General features: G+C 61.1%; 19 protein-coding genes. 9 read left to right on the top strand and 10 right to left on the bottom strand.

Annotation, left to right across the window (positions count from 1 at the left end):
• Positions 1-3 precede the first annotated feature (3 nt).
• From AC13QE_RS17110 to AC13QE_RS17090, 5 genes are all read right to left on the bottom strand, one after another.
• On the bottom strand, positions 4-1,422 hold the full coding sequence (locus tag AC13QE_RS17110) for an aspartate aminotransferase family protein (protein WP_015341518.1): 1,419 nt from the start codon (positions 1,420-1,422) through the stop codon (positions 4-6).
• 20 nt (positions 1,423-1,442) lie between these two features.
• Positions 1,443-2,126: an MtnX-like HAD-IB family phosphatase gene (locus tag AC13QE_RS17105; protein WP_488484541.1), complete on the bottom strand. Its 684-nt coding sequence runs from the start codon at positions 2,124-2,126 to the stop codon at positions 1,443-1,445.
• A gap of 103 nt (positions 2,127-2,229) precedes the next feature.
• Positions 2,230-3,606: a sensor histidine kinase gene (locus AC13QE_RS17100; RefSeq protein ID WP_488484540.1), complete on the bottom strand. Its 1,377-nt coding sequence runs from the start codon at positions 3,604-3,606 to the stop codon at positions 2,230-2,232.
• A complete protein-coding gene (locus AC13QE_RS17095; protein ID WP_041678005.1) occupies positions 3,603-4,259 on the bottom strand; it encodes a response regulator transcription factor in 657 nt (218 codons plus the stop codon). Before AC13QE_RS17095 ends, AC13QE_RS17100 begins: the two co-directional genes overlap by 4 nt.
• A gap of 162 nt (positions 4,260-4,421) precedes the next feature.
• Entirely contained in the window at positions 4,422-5,279 is an 858-nt protein-coding gene (locus AC13QE_RS17090) for a LysR family transcriptional regulator (protein WP_112606596.1), read from the bottom strand.
• A 103-nt stretch (positions 5,280-5,382) separates the two neighbouring features.
• Here AC13QE_RS17090 and AC13QE_RS17085 point away from each other — a divergent pair, with 103 nt between their 5' ends.
• Positions 5,383-5,811 (top strand): VOC family protein, encoded by a 429-nt coding sequence (locus tag AC13QE_RS17085; RefSeq protein WP_488484539.1) that lies wholly within the window; start codon positions 5,383-5,385, stop codon positions 5,809-5,811.
• Positions 5,812-5,888: 77 nt separating this feature from the next.
• On the opposite strand, the gene AC13QE_RS17080 is transcribed toward AC13QE_RS17085, so the two are convergent.
• Positions 5,889-7,340: an aminotransferase-like domain-containing protein gene (locus AC13QE_RS17080; protein WP_488484538.1), complete on the bottom strand. Its 1,452-nt coding sequence runs from the start codon at positions 7,338-7,340 to the stop codon at positions 5,889-5,891.
• A 109-nt stretch (positions 7,341-7,449) separates the two neighbouring features.
• Here AC13QE_RS17080 and AC13QE_RS17075 point away from each other — a divergent pair, with 109 nt between their 5' ends.
• The 4 genes from AC13QE_RS17075 to AC13QE_RS17060 all read left to right on the top strand — a co-directional run bounded on the left by AC13QE_RS17075 (position 7,450) and on the right by AC13QE_RS17060 (position 11,026).
• Positions 7,450-8,313, top strand: coding sequence for a DMT family transporter (locus tag AC13QE_RS17075; protein ID WP_488484537.1), 864 nt, complete (start codon positions 7,450-7,452; stop codon positions 8,311-8,313).
• 78 nt (positions 8,314-8,391) lie between these two features.
• Positions 8,392-8,856, top strand: coding sequence for a nuclear transport factor 2 family protein (locus AC13QE_RS17070; protein ID WP_488484536.1), 465 nt, complete (start codon positions 8,392-8,394; stop codon positions 8,854-8,856).
• Position 8,857: 1 nt separating this feature from the next.
• The gene (locus tag AC13QE_RS17065) at positions 8,858-9,421 is read left to right on the top strand and encodes a TetR/AcrR family transcriptional regulator (RefSeq protein ID WP_488484535.1); all 564 of its coding nucleotides are present in this window, start codon (positions 8,858-8,860) and stop codon (positions 9,419-9,421) included.
• A gap of 279 nt (positions 9,422-9,700) precedes the next feature.
• The gene (locus tag AC13QE_RS17060; RefSeq protein WP_132719985.1) at positions 9,701-11,026 is read left to right on the top strand and encodes a glucoamylase family protein; all 1,326 of its coding nucleotides are present in this window, start codon (positions 9,701-9,703) and stop codon (positions 11,024-11,026) included.
• A gap of 248 nt (positions 11,027-11,274) precedes the next feature.
• Here AC13QE_RS17060 and AC13QE_RS17055 read toward each other — a convergent pair whose 3' ends face one another.
• The 3 genes from AC13QE_RS17055 to AC13QE_RS17045 form a co-directional block, all read right to left on the bottom strand.
• A complete protein-coding gene (locus tag AC13QE_RS17055) occupies positions 11,275-12,264 on the bottom strand; it encodes an Ldh family oxidoreductase (RefSeq protein WP_488484534.1) in 990 nt (329 codons plus the stop codon).
• Positions 12,265-12,347: 83 nt separating this feature from the next.
• Positions 12,348-13,883, bottom strand: coding sequence for an L-piperidine-6-carboxylate dehydrogenase (gene amaB, locus AC13QE_RS17050; RefSeq protein ID WP_488484533.1), 1,536 nt, complete (start codon positions 13,881-13,883; stop codon positions 12,348-12,350).
• A 36-nt stretch (positions 13,884-13,919) separates the two neighbouring features.
• Entirely contained in the window at positions 13,920-15,203 is a 1,284-nt protein-coding gene (locus AC13QE_RS17045; protein WP_488484532.1) for an NAD(P)/FAD-dependent oxidoreductase, read from the bottom strand.
• A gap of 208 nt (positions 15,204-15,411) precedes the next feature.
• On the opposite strand from AC13QE_RS17045, the gene AC13QE_RS17040 reads away from it, so the two are divergent.
• Together AC13QE_RS17040 and AC13QE_RS17035 are read left to right on the top strand one after the other, a co-directional pair.
• Positions 15,412-15,648: an Lrp/AsnC ligand binding domain-containing protein gene (locus AC13QE_RS17040; RefSeq protein ID WP_132719981.1), complete on the top strand. Its 237-nt coding sequence runs from the start codon at positions 15,412-15,414 to the stop codon at positions 15,646-15,648.
• 434 nt (positions 15,649-16,082) lie between these two features.
• A complete protein-coding gene (locus tag AC13QE_RS17035; RefSeq protein WP_488484531.1) occupies positions 16,083-17,285 on the top strand; it encodes a glycosyltransferase family 4 protein in 1,203 nt (400 codons plus the stop codon).
• On the opposite strand, the gene AC13QE_RS17030 is transcribed toward AC13QE_RS17035, so the two are convergent.
• Positions 17,252-18,106, bottom strand: a complete 855-nt coding sequence (locus AC13QE_RS17030) for a glycosyltransferase family 2 protein (RefSeq protein WP_488484530.1) — start codon at positions 18,104-18,106, stop codon at positions 17,252-17,254. The two genes, AC13QE_RS17035 and AC13QE_RS17030, sit on opposite strands and share 34 nt — an antisense overlap.
• Before the next feature lie 183 nt (positions 18,107-18,289).
• On the opposite strand from AC13QE_RS17030, the gene AC13QE_RS17025 reads away from it, so the two are divergent.
• Together AC13QE_RS17025 and AC13QE_RS17020 are read left to right on the top strand one after the other, a co-directional pair.
• Entirely contained in the window at positions 18,290-19,804 is a 1,515-nt protein-coding gene (locus AC13QE_RS17025; protein WP_488484529.1) for a lipopolysaccharide biosynthesis protein, read from the top strand.
• 10 nt (positions 19,805-19,814) lie between these two features.
• Complete coding sequence (locus AC13QE_RS17020; RefSeq protein ID WP_488484528.1) at positions 19,815-21,605, top strand: alpha/beta fold hydrolase; 1,791 nt, start codon at positions 19,815-19,817, stop codon at positions 21,603-21,605.
• Positions 21,606-21,632: the final 27 nt, after the last annotated feature.

The following is a 21,632-nucleotide window of genomic DNA, read 5'->3' as shown; positions in this document are numbered from 1 at the left end:
GTCTTATCTCCGGGCCGCGCGCGTCAGAAGCTGATCGAGAAGCGCAAGCGCCAGATCGATCTCTTCGCGGGTGATGAGCAGGTTCGGAGCAAACGTGATGACGTTCTTGTGGTAGCCGCCGACGTCAAGCACGAGGCCATAGGTCCTGCCGCCGACTTGAAGGTCGCCCTTCATGCCTTCGTCGCACATCCAGTCCAACGTCGCCTTGTCCGGCGTGTAGCTGTCGTCCTTGCAGATTTCCATGCGCAGGGCGAGACCGAGACCATCGACCTCGCCGACGGTGGCGTGGCGCTTCTGCAGCTGCTTCAGCCCGTCGAGGAAATGTGCGCCCTTTTCCATGATCGCAGCGCCGAAATCCTGCTCTTCCAGCATCTTCATCGTTTCGAGCGCAACGGCAGTCCCCATCGGGTTGCTGGCGAAGGTCGAATGCGTGGAGCCGGGCGGGAAGATCTCCGGATTGATCATCTCTTCGCGAGCCCAGACACCGGAAAGCGGGTTGAGACCGTTGGTGATCGCCTTGCCGAAGATCAGCGCATCCGGCGAAACGCCGAAATGCTCGATCGACCAGAGCTTGCCGGTGCGGTAGACGCCCATCTGGATTTCGTCAACGACAAGCAGGATGCCGTGATCATCGAGCACCTTCTTCAGTTCGACGAAGAAGTTCATCGGCGGAATGACATAGCCGCCCGTGCCCTGGATCGGCTCGATATAGAAGGCCGCATATTCGGACTTGCCGGCCTTCGGGTCCCAGACGCCGTTATATTCGCTCTCGAACAGGCGGGCGAACTTCTGGACGCAATAATGTCCGTATTCTTCCTTCGACATGCCCTTCGGGCCGCGGAAGTAATAGGGGAATTCAACGAATTGGGCGCGATCGCCGAAATGGCCGTAGCGGCGGCGATAACGGTAGCTCGAGGTGATCGCCGAAGCGCCGAGCGTACGGCCGTGATAGCCGCCTTCGAAGGCGAACATCAGGCTCTTGCCGCCGGTGTAATTGCGCACGAGCTTCAGTGAATCCTCGACGGCCTGCGAGCCGCCGACGTTGAAATGGACGCGGCCCTTGTGACCGAACTTGCGTTCCGCATCCTGGGCGATCATCGCCGCAAGCTCCACCTTTTCGCGGTGCAGATATTGCGAGGCGACCTGCGGGAGACGGTCGAGCTGGCGGTGCGCGGCCTCGTTCAGGCGCTCGTTGCGATAGCCGAAATTGACGGCAGAGTACCACATCTGCAGATCGAGGAACGGCGTCCCGGTCCGATCGTAGACATAGGAGCCTTCGCATTCTTCGAAGAATTTCGGCTTGTCCATATAGTGAACCGTGTCGCCATGGGAGCAATAGATCTCCTCAAGCGCGCGCAATTCCTCTTCGGAGCGGACGGACTCGGTCTCACCGCTGAAGGCTTCGGCTACATTCGTTTTCATTCAATGCCTCTCGGTCTGTTTTACGCTGTCTTGAAATGCGGCAGCGTACGGGAGCGTCGCTCGACGCTCGGGAGAACGGCTTCCATCTTTGGAAGCAGGTCGGAAAAATCTGCAAAACCGACATAGGGAATGCCGTTTTCCTCGCAGTAATCGACAAGCTTGGCCTTGGCGAAAACGAGGTCGACCTTGTCGGAAACGCAGAAGTCGCTTCGCCCGTCGCCGATGTAGACCTGAAGGTCGTTGCTATCGACGACGCGGCATTTGCAGACACCGGCGCCGGATACGCAGCCGGTCGCCGTAAACGGCGGAAACAGCGAATAGGATTCGCGGCCCTGCGAAACGCTGCAGGTCAGCACATTGGCGACGATCGGCAGGCCCTCGATGCCATGACGCGCCAGGATGCGCCGGATAAAATAATCCACACCATCGCTGACGATCGTGACAGGCAATTCGCCGCGACGGCAGAAGGACAGGAAAGCGTCGAAGCCGGGATCGATCGCCAGCGTATCGAGAAACCGATCGAGCTCGCCTCTGCTTGCCTCGATGAGAGCGATCTGCCGGCGCATGCATTCGCCGGAGCCGATCTGCCCCTGCTTCCACAATTGCTCGATATCTTCCCACTCGGAACCGGCGAAACGGGTTAGCACCATATCCGTCGCGTCTTCGATGGATATGGTTCCATCAAAATCGCAAAACACCTGCATGAAATACCCCTTCGCCTTATCTTAAGTTGCGTCTAACAACCTCAGATGAGCCGGGCATGAGCGGAAAATGATGCGAAAATGAAAAACGACGAGGCCGTCAGTTTTAGCTGAGCGGCAATCTCAAATCGACTTGGAGACCGCTACCCAGACGGGAAGAAGAGAGATCGACGGTTGCCGAAAGGCGGTCCGCAGTATCCGCGACGATGGCAAGCCCAAGTCCTGCCCCTTCGGTATGCAGCGTATGGAGGCGGTAGAAGCGCTGGAACACCGCTTCCCTTTCATGTGGCGGAATGCCGGGGCCGCTATCGCTGATGGAAATGCAGGCAAAGCCATCCTCCGAGGCGATGGAAACTTTGATTTCCCCTCCCGCAGGCGTGTATTTGATCGCATTGTCGAGCAGATTGGTGACGAGCATGCGCAGCAGCGCCTCATCGGTTCTGACCTGGATTGCCTCATCGCCTTCCAGCACCACGTCGAGCTTTCGGCTGGTGATGATATTGCCGAGCTCGGCAATGAGCGACGCCATCCAGTGATAAAGCTCGATCGACGTGAGATTAAGGGGGTGGTGACTGACCCTGGCGAGCCGCAGCAGCTGTTCGATCAGATGAATGGTGCGGTTGTTGCTGGCCACGAGATCGGAAACGATCGTCTGCCGTTCCTGATCACTGTCGCTGTTTTCGAGCATCCGCAAAAGCAGCTTCACGCTCGCCTGGGGCGTACGCAGCTGATGCGCAGCAAGATCGGAGAAGCGTCGCTCCAGCGTCAGCGACTGGCCGAGCTTTTCCAGCAGCTGGTTGATCGACCGGCCAAGCGGCAGCAGATCGCGCGGCAGCTCTTCAACGGGGATAGCCGAGAGATCATCGGGCGATCTTGTACGGATCTGCCGTACCAGTCCATGAATCGTGCGCAGGCCGCTATTGATGCCGAGCCAGATGAGAAAGCCGATGACCGGCACCAGCATCAGCAGCGGAAAAAACAGATTGAGGAGAATGTTGGAAACGAGCGTTTCGCGAAGCGCAATCTTTTCGCCGAGTTCGATCACGATGGTCGTGTTCGGGATCGGCAGCGAATAGACGCGCCATTCGTCGCCGCCATAGGTCAGCGTGGTAAAACCCACCTTCTGCTGCGGGACGTCAGAGAGGAAGGCGGTGCTGCTGTAGAAGCGGATATTGCCGTCGACCCAGGCGCGGAACATATGCGCATCGGCATAGTCATCAGCGTCTTCGTTGAAAGCCAGCTGATTATCCATGTTGAAGTCAATATCGTCGATCTGCTTGGCGCCATGGTCCGGATTCTTCTCCAGCGGCCGGCGCAGCAGGCTCCAGATCACGTTGGCATCGTCGATGAGCTGGGCATCGTAGATATTGTTGATCTCCCGCGTCGCGCTGTTGAAGGCGAAGGCGGCGATCACGACGATCGTCACCACGACGACGGGCGCGATGCGCAGAAATAGCTTGCGGGTAAGCGTGGAATTGTTCATCGCTCGATCATATAGCCGACGCCGCGGATCGACTTGATGAAATCGGTGCCGAGCTTCTTGCGCAGATTGTAGATCGTCACTTCGATCGTATTGCTCTCGACGGTGTTTTCCGCGTCATAGAGCGCATATTCGATATCGTTCTTTGTCACGTACCGGCCGCTGCGCTCCATGAGCAGCTTCAGGAGATGAAATTCTTTCGCCGTGGTATGGACCTGCACATTGTCCTTGCGAGCCACCATGGCCGAGGGGTCGACCTCCACGTCGCCGCAGCGGATGACGCTTTCGGTCCGCCCGTCACGTCGGCGGATGAGCGCGCGCAGCCGCGCCAGCAGCTCGTCGAGATCGAACGGCTTGACCAGATAGTCGTCGGCGCCCTCATCCAGACCCTCGACCTTCTGGCGCACGGAATCCATCGCCGTCAGCAGCAGCACGGGAACGGAATTTCCCCGCTGCCGGATGCGCCGCAACACCTCCATGCCGCTTAGCTGCGGCAGATTGATATCGAGCACGATCGCCGCAAAATGCGAATGCGCCGCCGCTTCGAGGCCGGATTCGCCGTCGCGCATCCAGTCGACGCCGTAGGCATGCTTTTCCAGCGCCTTCTTCAGCGATGAGCCGAGGATATTGTCGTCTTCAACAAGCAGAACGCGCACGACCGACCTCACGTAGCGGTGTATTCCATAGTGGATGTGAGCCGCAATTGGAGCGGCCATGTGGCAAAGCTATGACGGATATTTTCCACCTGGCAAGAGCGTCAGGAAGAGACGGCATTTCCACCGCCGTCTCCGAGGCACGGTTTTGCGCCGAATATGGCCTCATTGCTGCGTCGCCATCAGGCATTCCGCAAGACAGATTGCAGCTGGCGTGCTCTCCTGCGGCTGCAATATCCCTATCTCGCGATAAAACCCCGGTTCGGATAAGGGCACCATGCGGATCGGCGCCACCGGAGGAGGGCTGCCGTCGACAACAGGCAGAAGCGCCACCCCGAGCCCATGCCCGACCAATGCGGCAATCCCGGCGATGTCGTCGACCTCCACCGATTCACGCGGAACGATCGAATGCGACCGCAGGAAGCGGTCGACCTGCCGCCCTCCGAAAGAGCTGCGATCATAGCGGATGAAGGGCTGCTCGCGCAGCAGCGTCCGCCAATCATCGCCCTGCAGCTTTTCGGGAACCGCAAGCACATAGGGCTCGCGCACCAGGGGCCGCCAGATGAGATTCTTGGGCAAGCCGAAGGGTGGTTCGATGAGCACGGCAAGATCGAGTTCGCCGGCATCGAGCAGGTCGAGCAAATGCAGAGAGACCCCTGGGACAACGCGGAGATGATGATTTGCGAATCGCAGACGGAAAGGGCCGAGAGCGCGGGCAAGTAGCGCCGATTGAACGGAAGCGATTGCGCCGACGCGCAGCTCGCCGCCCGAAGCCTCGTCGACGGGATCGGCAATGTGCTCGAACATCGCGATAATGCTCTTGGCGCGCTCGAGCGTTCTAAGCCCGGCGGCATTCAGTGTCGCGGAGCGGCCGGTCCGCTCGAACAATTTAACGCCAAGCCTTTCCTCGAGCCGCTTCATTTGCCCGCTGACTGCGGCCTGCGTCAGGCCGATCCGGTCTCCCGCCGCAGCAAACGTTCCAAAGCGGGCGATAGCCACGAGGGTTTGTAGTTCCGCAATCATGATTCATAATTTTTCCTGTACCTCAACATCACGATATACCATTTTTCATAGAGAAAAATGTATCTTATTCATCTCTGCATCACTTCGCTTCTTGGAGACGATCATGAGCGCAGCACCGCTTCATCCCTTCCACCTCGCATTTCCGGTCAACGATCTCGCTGCGGCGAGAGCCTTCTATGGCAGCCTTCTCGGTTGCCCCGAAGGCCGCAGTTCGCCTGACTGGATCGATTTCAACTTTTACGGCCATCAGATCGTCGCCCATCTGGCGCCGGGTGAAACGACCGACGTGGCGGCAAATGCCGTCGATGGCCATGGCGTTCCGGTACGCCATTTCGGCGTCGTTCTGTCGATGGAGGAATGGGAGGCCGCCGCCGAGAAGCTGACGAAAGCCAACATCGAATTCGTCATCAAGCCCTATATCCGCTTCCGGGGCGAGCCGGGAGAACAGGCGACCATGTTCTTCAAGGACCCGAGCGGCAATGCCATCGAGATGAAGGCTTTCGCCGACATCAACAGCCTCTTCGCCAAATAGGGATCAAGCCGGCGACATGAGCGGCCGCCACGGTGGAAACCCGCCGGTCGGGAAATGTTCGTGTCGCCGGGGAACCTCTAGGCTGCCGTAACGCCGCTCGCAGCGGCATCCTTGTGTATCGCCCGCAGCTTTCGCATGGACGCTTCCAGCACGTCGAAGATCCGCGTATCGGCCGATTGTGCAACGTTGAACCGCATGAAACGGCCCGCCGTCTCCGACAGGCTGAAAACATTGCCAGGCGCGAGGATGACCCCTTCCGCGAGGCAAGCACGGGCAAGATCGGCGGCATCAAGCCCTTCCGGAAGCCTGCACCAGAGAAGCATGCCCGCATGCGGCTTGAGCCATGGGCTGATACCGATCGCTTCCAGCCGGGCCGAAACCTCATCCATCGCCTTTGCAAGCCGGACGCGCAGCGCCTCGACATGCTTGCGATAACTTCCATCCTTCAGCGCGAGATAGACGAGTTCGGCCGACGCTTGCCCGCAGCTGAAGCTGCTGGCCACCTTGAGATCGACGAGATCGTCGATCCACTCGGGCTTCGCGGCGATGAAGCCGCAGCGGATGGAGGCCGAAAGCGTTTTCGAGAAACTGCCGATATGGATCACCCGGTCCAGCCCGTCATAGGCGGCCAGACGCGGCGCCGGCACCTGCTCGAAATCGGCGAAAATATCATCCTCGATGATGATGAGCCCGGAAGCATCGGCCAGCTTCAGCAGCCGATGCGCCGTGACGGGGGAAAGCGCCGCACCGGTCGGATTGTGAATGGCGGAATTGGTGATGTAGAGCCGCGGCTTGTACCGTTCGAGCACCTGACCAAACAGCTCGACATCCGGCCCCGTCGGCGTGAAAGGCACGGAAACGACTTTGGCGCGATGCGCGCGCAACAGTGCATGGAAATTGAAGTAGCAGGGATCGTCGACCACGACGGTATCGCCGGGTTCCAGCAGGAATCGGCAGAGAAGATCGATCGCCTGCGTGCCCGATTCCGTCAGCATGATCTGATCCGGAGGCACGTTGATTCCATGTTCGCCCAGGCGCCGGGCAAGCAGCTGCCGCAATGGCGGCAGGCCGAGCGGTGTCCCGTAATTCGCAAGCACTCCGATATCGCCGCGCGCCAGTGTGCGCATCGCCTTGCGCAGGGCCGCCTGCGGCAGCCATGAAGGCGGCAGCCAGCCGCAGCCCGGTTTCAGCGCGTCGTCGCCGACTTCGAGCGATTGCCGCGAGATCCACAGCGGATCGACATTGCGGCCCGATCTCGCCCCGGTTTCGGAGAGTGATAGGGGCGGCAGCGGCCCGCAGACATAGAAGCCGGATCCCGGCCGCGAGCGGATCACCCCCTCGGCCGCAAGCCGTTCATAGGCCTCCACAACGGTCGAAACCGACACCTGCATCGTCTTGGCAAAGCTGCGCACGGAGGGAAGCCGCACGCCGGGCACAAGGCTGCGCGCAGCGATGCGCTCTGATATCGCCGCCATCACGCCTTCGATCCGGGTCGTGCCGGCAGCGCCGGTCATCGAGAGATTATCCATCCGTACTGCACCTTCGACCATAACAGTTCGCACAGATTGTACTGTACCGTCTCTGGTTCAGCCAGACAAATGCGCCGATACCCGCGAATATCACGAAGGAGCATGCGCCATGGACAAGACGACGACGGGATGGATTTATGGTTTGACGGGAGTGGTGATCTTCAGCGGCTCGCTGCCGGCAACGCGCCTGGCCGTCATGGATTTCGACCCTCTCTTCCTGACCGTTGCCCGAGCCGTAATCGCCGGCCTTCTGGGTCTTGGCCTGTTGCTCGCCTTTCGCGAAAAGCGCCCGGCTCGCGGCGACATCGTCTCGCTGACGATCGTCGCCCTCGGCTGCGTCGTCGGCTTTCCGCTCTTGACGGCATTGGCGCTGAAGCATGTCACCTCGGCGCATTCGATCGTCTTCATCGGCCTGCTGCCGCTGGCGACCGCAATCTTCGGCGTGCTGCGGGGCGGCGAGCGGCCACGCCCAGCCTTCTGGATATTCTCCCTCCTCGGCAGCGCGCTGGTCTGCAGTTATGCGCTGGCGCAAGGCGTGTCGGCCTCGCTCACCGGCGATCTCCTGATGCTTGCAGCCGTGATCGTCTGCGGCCTTGGCTATGCCGAGGGTGCCGTGCTCTCGCGCCGGCTGGGCGGCTGGCAGGTCATCTGCTGGGCTCTCGTGCTGTCGCTACCCGTCACCATCGCGCTCTGCCTCATGACCATGCCGCACAGCATCGACGGCATCGGCGGTCCTGCCTGGCTCGGCCTCCTCTATGTCTCGCTTTTCAGCATGCTGATCGGCTTCATCTTCTGGTATCGCGGGCTCGCCCAGGGCGGCATCGCAGCCGTCGGCCAGCTGCAATTCCTGCAGCCCTTCTTCGGCTTCGCACTTGCCGCGGCCCTTCTCAAGGAAAGCGTCAGCTGGTCGATGCTCGTCGTAACCCTCGCCGTCGTCGCCTGCGTCGCCGGAGCCAGAAAATTCGCCCATTGAGGCCGCGGCAAATTAAGGTACTTGATCTTCTAAACTGATCGGTCTATTAACAACCAATCAGTTTAGAAGGAGCACACCATGCCGACCCCTCTCGTCCCGCCTTTCACCCGCGAAACCGCAATCGCCAAGGTCCGCATAGCCGAGGATGGCTGGAACAGCCGCGATCCGGAGCGTGTTTCCAAGGTCTATACGGAAGACAGCCAGTGGCGGAACCGTGCCGAATTCCCGCGCGGTCGCAAGGAGATCGTCGAATTCCTGACGCGCAAATGGGCAAAAGAGCTGAACTATCGACTGATCAAGGAACTCTGGGCTTTCGAGGGCAACCGCATCGCCGTTCGCTTTGCCTATGAATGGCATGACGACAGCGGCCATTGGTTCCGCTCCTACGGCAACGAGAACTGGGAATTCGATGCAGATGGCCTGATGCAGCGCCGTTTCGCCTCCATCAACGACATGCCCATTAGGGAAGAGGACCGGAAATTCCACTGGCCACTCGGCCGCCGGCCGGACGATCATCCCGGCCTCTCCGACCTCGGCCTTTGAGATGGTGCGCAGCGTCTTCGAAAAATCCGATGCCGTTGCCCTCGTTGCCGAAGTCTTTCGCGAGCTCGGCTACGAGGGCGCGTCGATGAGCGAAATCACCGCCCGTACCAAACTGTCCAAGGGCAGCCTCTATCACTTCTTTCCAGGTGGCAAGGAAGAGATGGCGGCCGAGATCATGGCCAATATCGACGCATGGTTCGTGACGGAGATGTTCAGGCCGCTCGAAGAGGAAGAGCCGCGCGCCGCCATTGCCCGCATGTGGGAGACAACGGATAGCTATTTCCGCTCCGGCCGTCGCGTCTGCCTGATCGGCGCCTTTGCGCTGGACGAAACGCGCGACCGTTTCTCCGCTGCCATCCGAGGCTACTTTCATCATTGGATCGAGGCGCTTTGTGGCGCGTTGCTTAGGGCCGGCGTGCCGGGTGCCGAGGCGAAAATGCTCGCCGAAGAGGCCGTCATCGGTATTCAGGGCGCGTTGACGCTTGCCAGAGCCCTTGGAGATGAGATGGTGTTTGGCAGAACCTTGGCGCGGCTGAGGCACAGGCTGGAAACTGCCCTCGGCTAAAGCCATTTCATCGACGCGAATCACCGAACTATCGATGCTTCGCCCTTGCCAAATGCGCTCGTGCCATTAGCTATTCCTCCACTTTTGCCAGCGATCTCCGCGAAAATCGCCTGGAAAGGGCATCCACAGCCTCTCGATGTTGGGGATGACGACTTCAACAACCCACTGATATTAAAGAATCCTCCACAAAAGTATGTCATTGTTAATCATCTTTGATTTGCAACTATCCAAGCTCCCATGTTCAGCAGGGAATGGGAGCATCGAGGAGATGGATAGAAGATGCTGCAGCAGGTAAACGAAACCGACGACGCGCTGATCGACCAATTGCAACGCTCGGCGTTCGACTATTTCATGCTCTATACCAATCCGGAAAACGGGCTGGTGGCGGATACCTCGATCAAGACGAGCCATTGCAGCATTGCCGCCGTCGGCTTCGCGCTATCGAGTTATCCGGTCGCCGTCGAGCGCGGCTGGATCAGCCGCGCCGATGCAGCAAAACGGGTACTGGCCGCTCTGGATTTCTTCGCCAACAGCGATCAGGGCACCGAGCGTGGCGCCACCGGCCATCGCGGCTTCTACTATCACTTCCTCTATATGGAGACCGGCAACCGCGCCTGGAACAGCGAACTTTCGACCATCGATACCGGTCTGCTGCTGCTCGGCGTGCTGACAGCGGCAGCCTATTTCACCGGAAACAGCCAGGTCGAGCGCGATCTCCGCAAACAGGCGAAATTCCTCTACGAGCGTTGCGACTGGCATTGGGCGCTGAACAGGGGCCAGACCATCAGCATGGGCTGGAAGCCGGCAAGCGGCTTCCTGCGCTGGCGCTACCAGGGCTATGACGAGGCGATTTTCCTCTATGTGCTGGCGCTGGCCTCGCCCACGCATGCGATTCCGTCCTCCAGCTACGACGCCTTTGCCTCGACCTATACCTGGATGATGTTTAAGGACGCGCCCTTTCTCTATGCCGGGCCGCTGTTCATCCATCTGTTCTCGCATGCCTGGATCGATTTCCGTGACATCCGCGACAAGCACGTCGCCGACAAGGACACCGATTACTTCCGCAATACCCAGGCGGCAATTGCGGTGCAACGCGATTACACCGAGCGCAATCCCGGCCATTTCGTCGGCTATACGAAGGATATCTGGGGCCTTTCCGCCTGTGACGGGCCGAACCCGACTGGCACCAAACATAGCCTGCGCTATGCCCCGAAAGTCTTCGGTTATGCCGCCCGCGGCGCGCCACTGGGTCCCGACGACGGCACCATCGCCCCATGGGGACCGCTATCTTGCCTGCCGTTCGACCGCGAAGCCGCACTTGATGGCACGCGGGCGCTGCTTTCGACCTATCCTAACCTGTTGCTCGACGGCCGCTTTCCCGGCGGCTTCAATCCGAGCGTAAAGGGACCCGGCCCGGAAGGATGGGTGGACGACCGCTCGGTGGCGATCGACCAGGGGCTGCTGGTCATGATGATCGAAAACGCCCGCACCGGCATGATCTGGGACCTGATGCGGCAATCTCCGATCCTCCGCACCGGCCTCGAACGCGCCGGCTTCACCGGCGGCTGGCTGGACGAGAAGAACGCAAAGCCTGCCATCGCTTGATCTGCGGATACGGTGGCCGTCAGGTGCCTCTGTCGACACAGCGGCTATCTGCCAAGCCCCTTACCCTAGCCCTCTCCCCGCAAGCGGGGCGAGGGGACGATCGAGCCAACCAACTATCCTCTGATCAATGCAGCACCCTGTTTTGCGCCATAGCTCCTTCGCCCCGCTTGCGGGGAGAGGGCTGGGGTGAGGGGCCGTGTATGAAAGCGCGGCAAACACACACTCATCCGACTAGCACCTTTGACATCTTAAAGCTTCTCGATCGCCGCAATCACCTCATCCTCGACGGTAACCCCCTCCGTCAACGCAAGACGCCGTGAGCTCTGCCCGCGCCGGCCGGGCAGGCGGACGTTCGGATCGCGGGTGATTTCGCCTGCCAGCAAGGCCAGCCGTTGTGCCGTATCCGCGGTACTCGTCGCAGCCGGATTGATTGCGATGATCGTTTGGCCGAGCGCCGGCGGAGCGCCTTTGTCGTCGAAGAGCGAGGAAGCCTCGAAGGCGTAGTTGGCGCCGGTCAGGCCGGCCGCCAGAATTTCGACCATGAGAGCAAGTGCCGCACCCTTGACATCGCCGGCCGGGACCATCGTCCCGGCCAGAGCCTCTTCGGCATCCGTGGTCGGCCTGCCCTCGCGATCGAAAGCCCAGTCCGCGGGGATCGAAGCGCCCTGCTGCCGCGCCGCCATCACCTTGCCGCGCGCCACCTTGGACAGCGCGAGGTCGATAACAACAGGCTCGTCGCCAGGAAGCGGTGCGGCGAAAGCGATCGGGTTGGTGCCGAAAACAGGCGTCTTGCCGCCCCAGGGCGCCATGGAGGCCGGCGCATTGGCGACCATCAGCGCCACGAGCCCCTGATCGGCAAAACGCTCGACCATCAGGCCCATGACGCCGGCATGATGCGAACGGCTGATGGCGGCAAGCGCGATACCCTGCTCGCGGGCGACAGCCGGAAGCTCGGCAACGGCAAGGTCGAGCGCGGGATAGGCATAGCCATTGCCGGCATCGATGCGCAGCACGGCGGGAGAAGGCCGGCTGAGCTGCGGCTGAGCGAAGCCATCGACCTTACCAACCTTGGCCTGTCCGGCATAGGCAGGCACGCGCCGCAGGCCGTGACCACTCTGCCCGGCGGCCTCCGCCGCTACGAGCGCGACCGCCACCGAGCGGGCATTCGCATCACTCACCTTGTTTCGCCGCAGAGCCGCCACAACAAGCGTTTCGGCTTCGGCGAGCGACAAGTGCATGAGACAAGTTCCTGAACAAGATGAGGGGGGGGTAAGGACCTTCTACGCCCTCATCCGCCTCATCGCAACGCAGCAAAGTGCCATTACGCCACGTCGAACTTGACGCCCTGCGCCAGCGGCAGCGTGCGGCCATAATTGATCGTGTTGGTCGCCCGGCGCATATAGGCCTTCCAGGCGTCGGAGCCGGACTCGCGGCCGCCGCCGGTTTCCTTCTCGCCGCCGAATGCGCCGCCGATCTCGGCGCCAGAAGGGCCGAGATTGACGTCGGCAATGCCGCAATCCGATCCGCGCGCCGACACGAAAGTCTCTGCTTCCCGCATGTCATTGGTAAAGATCGAGGACGACAGGCCTTGCGGCACGGCATTATGCAGCGCCAGCGCCTTGTCGAAATCGCTGTACTTCATGACATAGAGGATCGGCGCGAAGGTTTCCTGCTCGACGGGACCGGTCTGCTCCGGCATTTCGACGAGAGCCGGGCGAACATAGAAGGCATCGGCTGAACCGTTTTCGATGCGTTCGCCGCCGGTCACCCTGCCGCCGGCCGCCTTTGCGGCGGCAAGGGCCGCCTGCATGCGGTCGAAGGCCTGCTTATCGATCAGCGGACCAACGAGAGTACCGGGCTCAAGGGGATTGCCTATCGTCACAGTACCATAGGCCTTCTGCAGACGCGGCACGAGCTGGTCATAGACGCTGTCATGAACGAAGAGGCGTCGCAGCGTCGTGCAGCGCTGGCCGGCCGTACCCATTGCCGAAAAGGCAACGCCACGCAGGGTGAGATCGAGATCGGCCGTCGGGCAGACGATGGCGGCATTGTTGCCGCCAAGCTCGAGGATGGCGCGGGCGAAACGGCCGGCAAGACGCGGGCCAACCGCCCGGCCCATCGCCGTCGAACCGGTCGCTGAGACCAGCGGCACCTGCGGATGATCGACCAAAAGCTCGCCGAGATCACGGCCGCCGATCAACAGCGTCGAAAGATTGGCCGGCGCCTCGCCGCCCTCGGCGACATAGCGCTTCAGTGCCTTTTCAAACAGAGCCTGTACGGCAAGCGCCGTCAGCGGCGTCTTTTCCGACGGTTTCCAGATGGTGGAATTGCCGCAGACAATGGCAAGCGCCGCATTCCATGACCAGACGGCGACGGGGAAATTGAAGGCAGAGATGATGCCGATCGCACCAAGCGGATGCCAGCTTTCCATCATGCGGTGCTCGGAGCGCTCGGTGGCAATGGTGAGGCCATAAAGCTGGCGCGAGAGTCCCACAGCGAAATCGCAGATATCGATCATCTCCTGCACTTCGCCGAGACCTTCGGAGGTGATCTTGCCGACCTCGATCGAGACGAGACGACCGAGGGCCGCCTTGCCGGCGCGCAGCTCTTCGCCGAGTAGACGGATCAGCTCGCCGCGCTTCGGCGCCGGCACATTTCGCCAGGACAGAAACGCCTCGTGCGCCGCAGCGATCGCAGCCCTCGCCTCGTCAGTAGAATGCTCCTTCAGCCGGCCGATCTCGGCGCCGGTCACAGGAGAGGTGACGGCCAGCGTTCCGCCGATGTAGCGGTCGGCCGATACACCAAGCTCCGTCAATATTGCCTTGGTTTCGGCAGCAAGATCTGATGTCGCGGTCATCTTGTTTCCTCTTCCCGTAATGCCGGTTCGATTATTTCACACCCGGGCGCCGACGAAATGCGCGGCCTGGGCGCCCGCCTCGTACCACATTTCCTTTGCCGCCCTGAAGCTCGGCTCGACGATATCGGTCACCGGCAGCGGCAGATCGGCCTCGGAAATCTGCCCGAGAATATGGCTGGCAAGCACCTTGCCGAACACCGTGCCCGGCGCAATGCCGCGGCCATTATAGCCGGAGAAACCGATGACATTCCGATCCAGCTTGTGGAAGCGAGGCAGCGCATTGTCGGTCATGCCGATCTTGCCATACCATTCGCATTCGAAGGGAATGTCGCCGAGCTGCGGAAAGAGCTTTTTGATCGATCGCCGAGCCCAGTTCTTGTGGATGGCAAGGCCGGTGTTGCGCAGCGCACCGACGCTGCCGAAAACGAGCCGGCCGGCCTGATCCATGCGGAAGGACGAGAGCACTTCTTTCGTATCCCAAGCCCCCTCGCGCCCGGGCAGCACGGATTTGCGCAAGTTGTCGCCGAGGGGGACGGTGGCGAAATTGAAATAGGGCAGATGCACCTGTTCGTTCCGCACCATTTCCCAGGGACCGGTGCTATAGGCATCCGTGGCCACCACGATCCAGTCGGCACTGATCTTGCCGCCATCGGTCGAAACCAGCCATTTCGCACCACTTCTTTCCGTCGATGTCACGCGGCTGCCGGTGTGAATGGTAGCGCCGGCTTTGACCACGGCATGGGCAAGGCCGCGCGCATAGGCAAGCGGCTGCAGCGTGCCGGCGCGCATGTCGAGCAGTGCCCCCGCATAGGCCGAACTGCCGACGCGACGCTCCGTCTCCCGCGCATCCAGCACCGTGACCGGCGCACCGCGCTTTCCCCATTGCCGGGCGCGCTCCTCGATTTCCTTCAGCCCCTCCGGCCCGACGGCGCAATGCAGCGTGCCGTTGCGCTCGAGCTCACAGGCGATGCCGTGCTTGTCGATCAATTCCATCACCAGCTTCGGCCCATTGCCGAGCAGATCGAGCAGCCGCTCGCCGTGAACGACACCGAGCTCGCCCGGCAGATCGTCGGGCATCACCCACATGCCGGCATTGATGAGACCGACGTTGCGCCCTGCTCCGCCAAAGCCGATTTCATTGGCTTCCAGCAGCACGACGCTGGTGCCGGCTTCCGCCAGATGCAGCGCCGTCGAAAGACCGGTATAGCCGCCCCCGACCACCACGACATCGGCGGAGACATCGCCGGAAAGTGGCTTCGTTGCTGGCGGCGAGGGGGCGGTCTTTTCCCAGAGACCATGGGAGCGTGGGTCGTTCAGCATGAAATCGGTCCAATCGACAAAGATAATCGCGCCAATCTAGCGCTACGCGCGAAGTTGCGGAAGCGGCAAGAGCGACATCCGATGGACATGGCATGATGCCAAAAAATCATCGGCTCTGGAGAAAAACTTGCATGGCGGCGGCGCTTTCGACCATGATAGAGGAAAAGCCGATCGCCATCGCGGTCGCAGGCAAAAGCAGGACAACCTCATGAAGCCCATTTTCGTTCAGCTCCAATGCTCCCCCGGCAAGACCTATGAGGTTGCCGATGCCATCTATCAAACGGAGTTGGTTTCGGAACTGTATTCCACCAGCGGCGACTACGACCTCCTGATGAAGGTCTACATTGCCGAAGAGCAGGATATCGGCAAATTCATCAACGACCACATCGCCAATATTCCGGGCATCGTCCGCTCGCTGACGACGCTGACCTTCCGCGCGTTTTGAGAGGCACGGACTTCGGTTCAGCGCGTTACAGCTAAAGTCACATTCACAGGATTGCCCCTCACCCCGGCCCTCTCCCCGTTGAGACGGGGAGAGGGAGCTCACCGAGATTTGTGGTTGGAGCCAAAAGCGTGCGGCAAACGCCGGACCGGTCCCCTCTCCCCGCAAGCGGGGAGAGGGTTAGGGTGAGGGGCAGTCGCAAGAGCAGCAGCCAATCACAACATCGCGTCGTCGCCACTTCCACCACGCAAGTTCCCCGTACCCCCGCCCAACGCCCCGCTATTAACCCTCTTGCCCGAAACCGCTCGGCTTTCTGCCCGCGATTAAACCCTTTTTAACCGACCCGATGATCTGCTTTGCCGACTGATCAACGGGCGGCGCTCTGCAGCGCCGGATTGCCCGCCGGGCGGCGCGGCATAGAGGTCGAGGGTGGATCGATGACATCTGCTGTTGCGGATATTCAGGCAAACAAGCACACCGGGCCGCTGATCGTGCATGTCGTGCGCCAATTCCTGCCGAATAAGGGCGGCCTGGAAGACGTCGTTGCCAACCTCTGCCGCCAGCTGGTTTCCCGCGGCTATCGCGTGCGCGTCGTCACCTGCAACAGCCTGTTTTCCGATCCCGACCGCCAACTGCCGGAACGCGAAACGATCGACGGCATCGAGATCGTCCGCATTCCCTGGTCCGGCTCCAGCCGTTATCCGCTGGCACCCAAGGTCTTCCGCCATCTGGCCGATGCCGACCTCATTCATGTCCATGCCGTCGACTTCTTCTTCGATGCACTGGCATGGGGCAAGCTCATGCATGGGCGCCCCATGGTCGCGACCACGCATGGCGGCTTCTTCCACACGCAGAAATATGCAGCCATCAAAAAGGTCTGGTTCAATACAGCAACGCGGCTGTCCGCGCTCGGCTATGCCTCTCTCATCTGTTGCAGCCAGTCCGACGCGCGGCTCTTTTCACAGATCGCCAACAGCCGCGTCCACCTGATCGAAAACGGCGCCGATGTCGGCAAGTTTTCCAATTGCGCTGCCCTGGAAGCGCGCCGCCGCGTCGTCACCATCGGCCGTTTCTCGATCAACAAGCGGCTCGATCATCTTCTCGACGTCATGAAGGTGCTCGCAGCCCGCCATGACGACTGGCACCTCGATATTGTCGGCACCGAGTCTGATCTCGATCGCGCGATGCTGGAAAACGAAATTGCCGCCCGCAATCTGACACGCAATGTCGCTCTGCATGTGTCGATCGACGAGGGCTCGATCCGCAACATCATCGCCCGCGCCTCGCTCTTCGCTTCGGCTTCAGAATATGAAGGCTTCGGGCTGGTGGCGATCGAGGCGATGAGTGCCGGATTGCTGCCGGTGCTGAACGTCAATGAGGCCTATAAGGCGATGGCCGAAACCCATCCAGCCCTCATGCTCGCAGATTTCTCAGATCCGGAAGCGGCCGCCGATACCCTGACCGCAGCTTTCGAGCGCCTAGAGGCCGACGATCTGAGCTTGCGGCAGGAATTGCTGCGGGACGCTCGCGCCTATGCATGGAATGAAGTCGCCCAACGCTACATGGATGTCTATGCCGAGACGCTGACGCCGAGAGGCAAATCGCCTCAGCTTCTGCGCCAGCGCGGCCAGGCGGCGTAACCTTCCAGAATGCCCATCAGCCAGGCGCGCTTGTAGCGTGCCGCATCGACGTTGAAACGCGCCAGCGCCGCCAGCCAGCCGGCGACCGGACGAAACAGCCGGTAGCCGACATAATACAGCGGAAACGCCTGCTTGCGCATCAGAGCGCCGAAGCCGCGTCCATATTTGCGGGCTCGCTCTACCTGCCGCGGCCCATACTCGCTGGTGACTTGATCGTGATGGACGATCAATTCCGGGAAGAACATCGCCTGCCTGCCGGCGCCGAGCGCGCGCAGGAGGAAATCTGCCTCTTCGCCGCTCTGGAACGGTGATTCCGAGCCGACCCCAAGATCCTCGTCGAAACCGCCGATATCGGAAAGCGCCGCGCGGCGCACGAAAATGCCGTTGGAATTGCCGCACTTCAGATAGTTCCAGCGCGTCAGCGCCAGCCGCGTCTCGCCCGTCGGGCTGACGGAAGCGAGACCCTCGGCATCGAGCGTGCGGCCGGTGACGATCGCGAGCTCTGGATGGGCCGAAAACAGTGCCGCTGCTGTCGAAAGCGTATCGGGCTCATACCAGCAATCATCATCGGGAAAGCAGAGGTAATCGCCTGCCGCGACGGCCATGCCATTGTTGCGCGCCCGCGAAAGTCCTTTCGGCGAACGGACGTGACGGATCGTGAAGGAAGGGGAAAAGCTGTCGATCAGCACCCGCAGCCGGTCGTCGGCATTCTGATCGACGACGATCACCTCGAAATCTTCATGACTCTGTTGGGTCAGCGAACGGAACAGCCGATCCAGCTGATCGAACCGATCGATCGTGCAGACGATGAGGCTGAACAATGAAACCCTCCGCTCAAGCCCTGCGGCCAACATCAGAGAGAAAGAATATTAGCCAAAGTAAAAAACGAACTTATGGCAGCATTAAACCCTAAATATTAAGGCATATGAAATAGAACTGGCGCTATCCCCACGAAAAGCCGGATAGGAGCGAAGTCCCGGCAATTTGAGGAACGGTCAGTCTTCATGACGAAGAGCATAATGGCAAATTCGGTTTTGAACGCCGCGGCGGGATTGACCCTGCTTGCGACCGGCTTTGCCTGTTCGATCATCGCGGCGCGTCTGCTTGGCCCGGAGGCCAACGGCATCATCGCCTTCTCTCTCTGGCTGACGACAACAGGCGCGCTCGTCGCCGAGCTCGGGGCCGGCGTTACCCTGCTGCGCGTCCTGCCGCAGTTGAAGGGAAACGGCTATTCAACGGAAGAGCGGCTGGGCTTTGCCGCTTACCTTCTGCAGCCGACGATTCTCGCAACCGTCATCCTGCTCGCCGGCTATGTCGCCTATTATTGGGATACGGAGCGTTTGCACTGGGCGGGCGATGCTTCTGAAGTTATTGCCATAACAGGCGTATTCTTCGTTCTTCAGTCTCTTGGCGCCTATAGCAAGAACTATCTGATCGGCGAGCAGCAAGTCGGCGCATTCCTGCGCATCACCTTGATAAGCTCGGCGCTGCAGCTGGTTACCGTCCTTGCGGGAGCGATCTCCTTTGGCGTCAGCGGCGCACTTGCCGGCTATGCGCTCGGTCAGCTGCCAATGTTCATCGCGACGCTCCGGATTGCGATTGCCCGCAAGAACAGCTGCGGTGTCGGCCTTTCCGCTCTCGCCAGTTCGTCGCTCATTCTCTCGATCGAACTCATCAACAGCTCGATCTTCCTCAACCGCATCGAGCTTTTGTTCCTGCAGCGGTACTGGGGCATCGAAGCGGTCGGCTTTTACGCCGTCGGCCTGTCGCTCGCCAACCTGGCGCTGCAGCTACCGGTGCAGTTGAGCGGTAGCCTCTTGCCCTATTATTCCGAGCAGATGCACGCGAGGGAATCGGACAAGCTGCCGGTCGAGGTCTTCGCCGGAGTGGCGCGCAGCATTGCCTATATCACCCTGCCGATGAGTTTCGGTCTGGCGGCCATCTCGCCGGAACTTGTCGTGACGATCTTCGGCCCGGCCTTTGCGCCGAGCGGCGGCATGGTGGCGCTGCTGTCCCTGACTGCCGTGCCCTACGTCTTCATGCAGATCTGCACGCAATATCTCTATTCGCTGGATCGCGTGCGCGAACGCACCGTCATCGGGGTCGTCGCCAGCTTCGTCATGGTCGTCGGCTGCGCCGTCGCCGTGCCCTTCTACGGAGGCGAGGGTGCCGCGCTGGTCCGTCTGCTCGCCTTTGTCGCCCTGTGCCTGATGACGGTACGCCGCATGGAATTCGAAGGATCGACGCGCGGTATGCTCATCAACCTTGCAAAAGTCACGGTTGCTGCCATTCTATGCGCGGTTGCAGCCTATGGTTTCGTTCAGGCGCTGACCGGTGTCGCAGGCCTCGTAGGCGCCATCATCGCCGGCGCGCTGGCCTATGGCATTGCGCTCAGACTGCTGAAAGCCGTTCCAGCCGAAGATATCGACGTCATGCAGAAGATCGCGATGCGATTGCCTGCACGCATAAATCCGATTGCCACTCAGGCTCTGGCTCTCTTAGCGCCGCGCCGAATGTGAGGAGACGAGCATGGCTGGTTGGGGAGCCGCCGAAAAACAGGACAAGGAAGGGCAGACAAGATCCGCGGCCATCCCGGTAACCTTCGCCGGCACGGTCGGCCTGTTCACATCAGCCGTCAAACCCTCGCGCGGCAGCGCCGTCCTGTTCCTCAGCCCCTGGGGTTTCGAGGAGATGTGCGTCCGCAAGTTCTGGCGAATTCTGGCGGAGGATCTCGCCGATATCGGCATATCGAGCCTGCGCTTCGATTACGCCGGCACGGGCGATGCGCTTGATCTGACCGATGAAGGCAAAGGTCTGGAGCCGTGGCATGAAACCGCTCTCGCGGCAGCAGCAAAGCTGAAGGCGCTTTCCGGTTGCGAGCGCCTGATCCTCGTCAGCCAAGGGCTTGGCGGAACCATCGCTGCCGCTCTCGCCGAACGGCTTGCAGGCATCGACGGCATCGCCTTTCTCGCACCCGTCGTCTCAGGTCGCGCCTATCTGCGCGAACTGACCGCCTGGTCGAAGATGATCGATGAGAGCATGGGGCTTGCCGAAGCACAGCGCCAGACGGAGGGCGTCACCGTCGCAAGCCTCCGGATGGCCGATAGCGCCGCCGATGCAGTGAAGAAGCTGAACCTCATGACACTGGATCGGCTCGCAACGCCGAATTGCCTGGTGCTGGCGCGCCCCGGCCGCCCCGGAGATTCCGACTTTGCGCACCATCTCGAAACGCTCGGCCCCGAGGTCACGCAGACTTTCTACGAAGGTTACGACGATCTCGTCTCGAACCCGACCATCGCCACTATGCCGACCGAAACCGGCCGAAAAATAGTCGAATGGGTGCGGTCGGTCGCCGCCAAAACCGGTGAGGCCGCATCGACCGAACTTACGCCGCCCGTCGCGGAACCTCTCATCGGCGAAGGCTTTCGCGAGACGCCGCTGCGTTTCGGCGCAGACAACCGCCTGTTCGGCATTCTCTGCGAGCCCGAAGGTGCGCGCACCGGCGCGACCGCGCTGCTCCTGACGACAGCCTATGACAGGCACGCCGGCTGGGGCCGGACGTCGGTCACCATGGCGCGCGCGCTTGCCCGCGACGGCATTGCCTCGCTGCGTTTCGATACGGCCAATGTCGGCGACAGCCCGCCGCTTTCCGGCGCCCCCGAGCAGGTGCTCTATTCCCGCGAACAGCATCTCGATGTTGCCGAGGCACTGGACCTGCTGGAGAGACGGGCTCTACTGCCGACCTATGTGGTCGGGCGTTGCAGCGGCGGCTATCTCGCCTTTCAGGCAGCATTGCGCGATGCGCGCTGCCGCGGCCTCATCACGGTCAATCCCTACAGCTTCCATTGGGACGAGAGCCGATCGGTCGATGAAGCTCTGCGCTTTGCTCCCCGTTCGCTGGAAACCTATGGGCGCAAACTCCTGCAGATGGAAACGCTGAAGCGGCTCTTCGGCGGCCAAGTCGATGCAAGGAGCGCCATATGCAACATGGCGACCGGGCTCGGTCGGCGGGCGATACGAACGGCTCGCCAAGTGCTCGGCGCGTTCCCGATCTTCGCTGCGGCTCAAGGACCTGTGCTGGGTGGTTTCCGCACACTTGCCAAGCGTGGCGTTGATATGTCCCTGATCTACAGCGCCCACGATATCGGGCTCGATCATCTCCATGACGAGTTCGGCGAGAACGGTGTCGGATTAAAGCATTTTCCGGACATACGCCTCACCATCATTCCCGAAGCCGACCACAATCTGACCCCGCCCTATGCGCGCAAGGTGTATCTGCGAGAGGTCCGGGAGATGGGTTTGCGGCTCGCCAACCGATGACGCACAGGCTGGAAAACCGCCGGAAAT

It is taken from the genome of Martinezella sp. CNPSo 3957, from assembly GCF_057784395.1.
This window is presented reverse-complemented; position numbering and strand designations above follow the sequence as displayed.

Coding starts and splice junctions, on each gene's coding strand:
- AC13QE_RS17110 (WP_015341518.1), bottom strand. CDS start 1,422: ATGAAAACGAATGTAGCCGAAGCCTTCAGCGGTGAGACCGAGTCCGTC.
- AC13QE_RS17105 (WP_488484541.1), bottom strand. CDS start 2,126: ATGCAGGTGTTTTGCGATTTTGATGGAACCATATCCATCGAAGACGCG.
- AC13QE_RS17100 (WP_488484540.1), bottom strand. CDS start 3,606: ATGAACAATTCCACGCTTACCCGCAAGCTATTTCTGCGCATCGCGCCC.
- AC13QE_RS17090 (WP_112606596.1), bottom strand. CDS start 5,279: ATGATTGCGGAACTACAAACCCTCGTGGCTATCGCCCGCTTTGGAACG.
- AC13QE_RS17085 (WP_488484539.1), top strand. CDS start 5,383: ATGAGCGCAGCACCGCTTCATCCCTTCCACCTCGCATTTCCGGTCAAC.
- AC13QE_RS17080 (WP_488484538.1), bottom strand. CDS start 7,340: ATGGATAATCTCTCGATGACCGGCGCTGCCGGCACGACCCGGATCGAA.
- AC13QE_RS17075 (WP_488484537.1), top strand. CDS start 7,450: ATGGACAAGACGACGACGGGATGGATTTATGGTTTGACGGGAGTGGTG.
- AC13QE_RS17070 (WP_488484536.1), top strand. CDS start 8,392: ATGCCGACCCCTCTCGTCCCGCCTTTCACCCGCGAAACCGCAATCGCC.
- AC13QE_RS17065 (WP_488484535.1), top strand. CDS start 8,858: ATGGTGCGCAGCGTCTTCGAAAAATCCGATGCCGTTGCCCTCGTTGCC.
- AC13QE_RS17060 (WP_132719985.1), top strand. CDS start 9,701: ATGCTGCAGCAGGTAAACGAAACCGACGACGCGCTGATCGACCAATTG.
- AC13QE_RS17055 (WP_488484534.1), bottom strand. CDS start 12,264: ATGCACTTGTCGCTCGCCGAAGCCGAAACGCTTGTTGTGGCGGCTCTG.
- amaB (WP_488484533.1), bottom strand. CDS start 13,883: ATGACCGCGACATCAGATCTTGCTGCCGAAACCAAGGCAATATTGACG.
- AC13QE_RS17045 (WP_488484532.1), bottom strand. CDS start 15,203: ATGCTGAACGACCCACGCTCCCATGGTCTCTGGGAAAAGACCGCCCCC.
- AC13QE_RS17040 (WP_132719981.1), top strand. CDS start 15,412: ATGAAGCCCATTTTCGTTCAGCTCCAATGCTCCCCCGGCAAGACCTAT.
- AC13QE_RS17035 (WP_488484531.1), top strand. CDS start 16,083: ATGACATCTGCTGTTGCGGATATTCAGGCAAACAAGCACACCGGGCCG.
- AC13QE_RS17025 (WP_488484529.1), top strand. CDS start 18,290: ATGACGAAGAGCATAATGGCAAATTCGGTTTTGAACGCCGCGGCGGGA.
- AC13QE_RS17020 (WP_488484528.1), top strand. CDS start 19,815: ATGGCTGGTTGGGGAGCCGCCGAAAAACAGGACAAGGAAGGGCAGACA.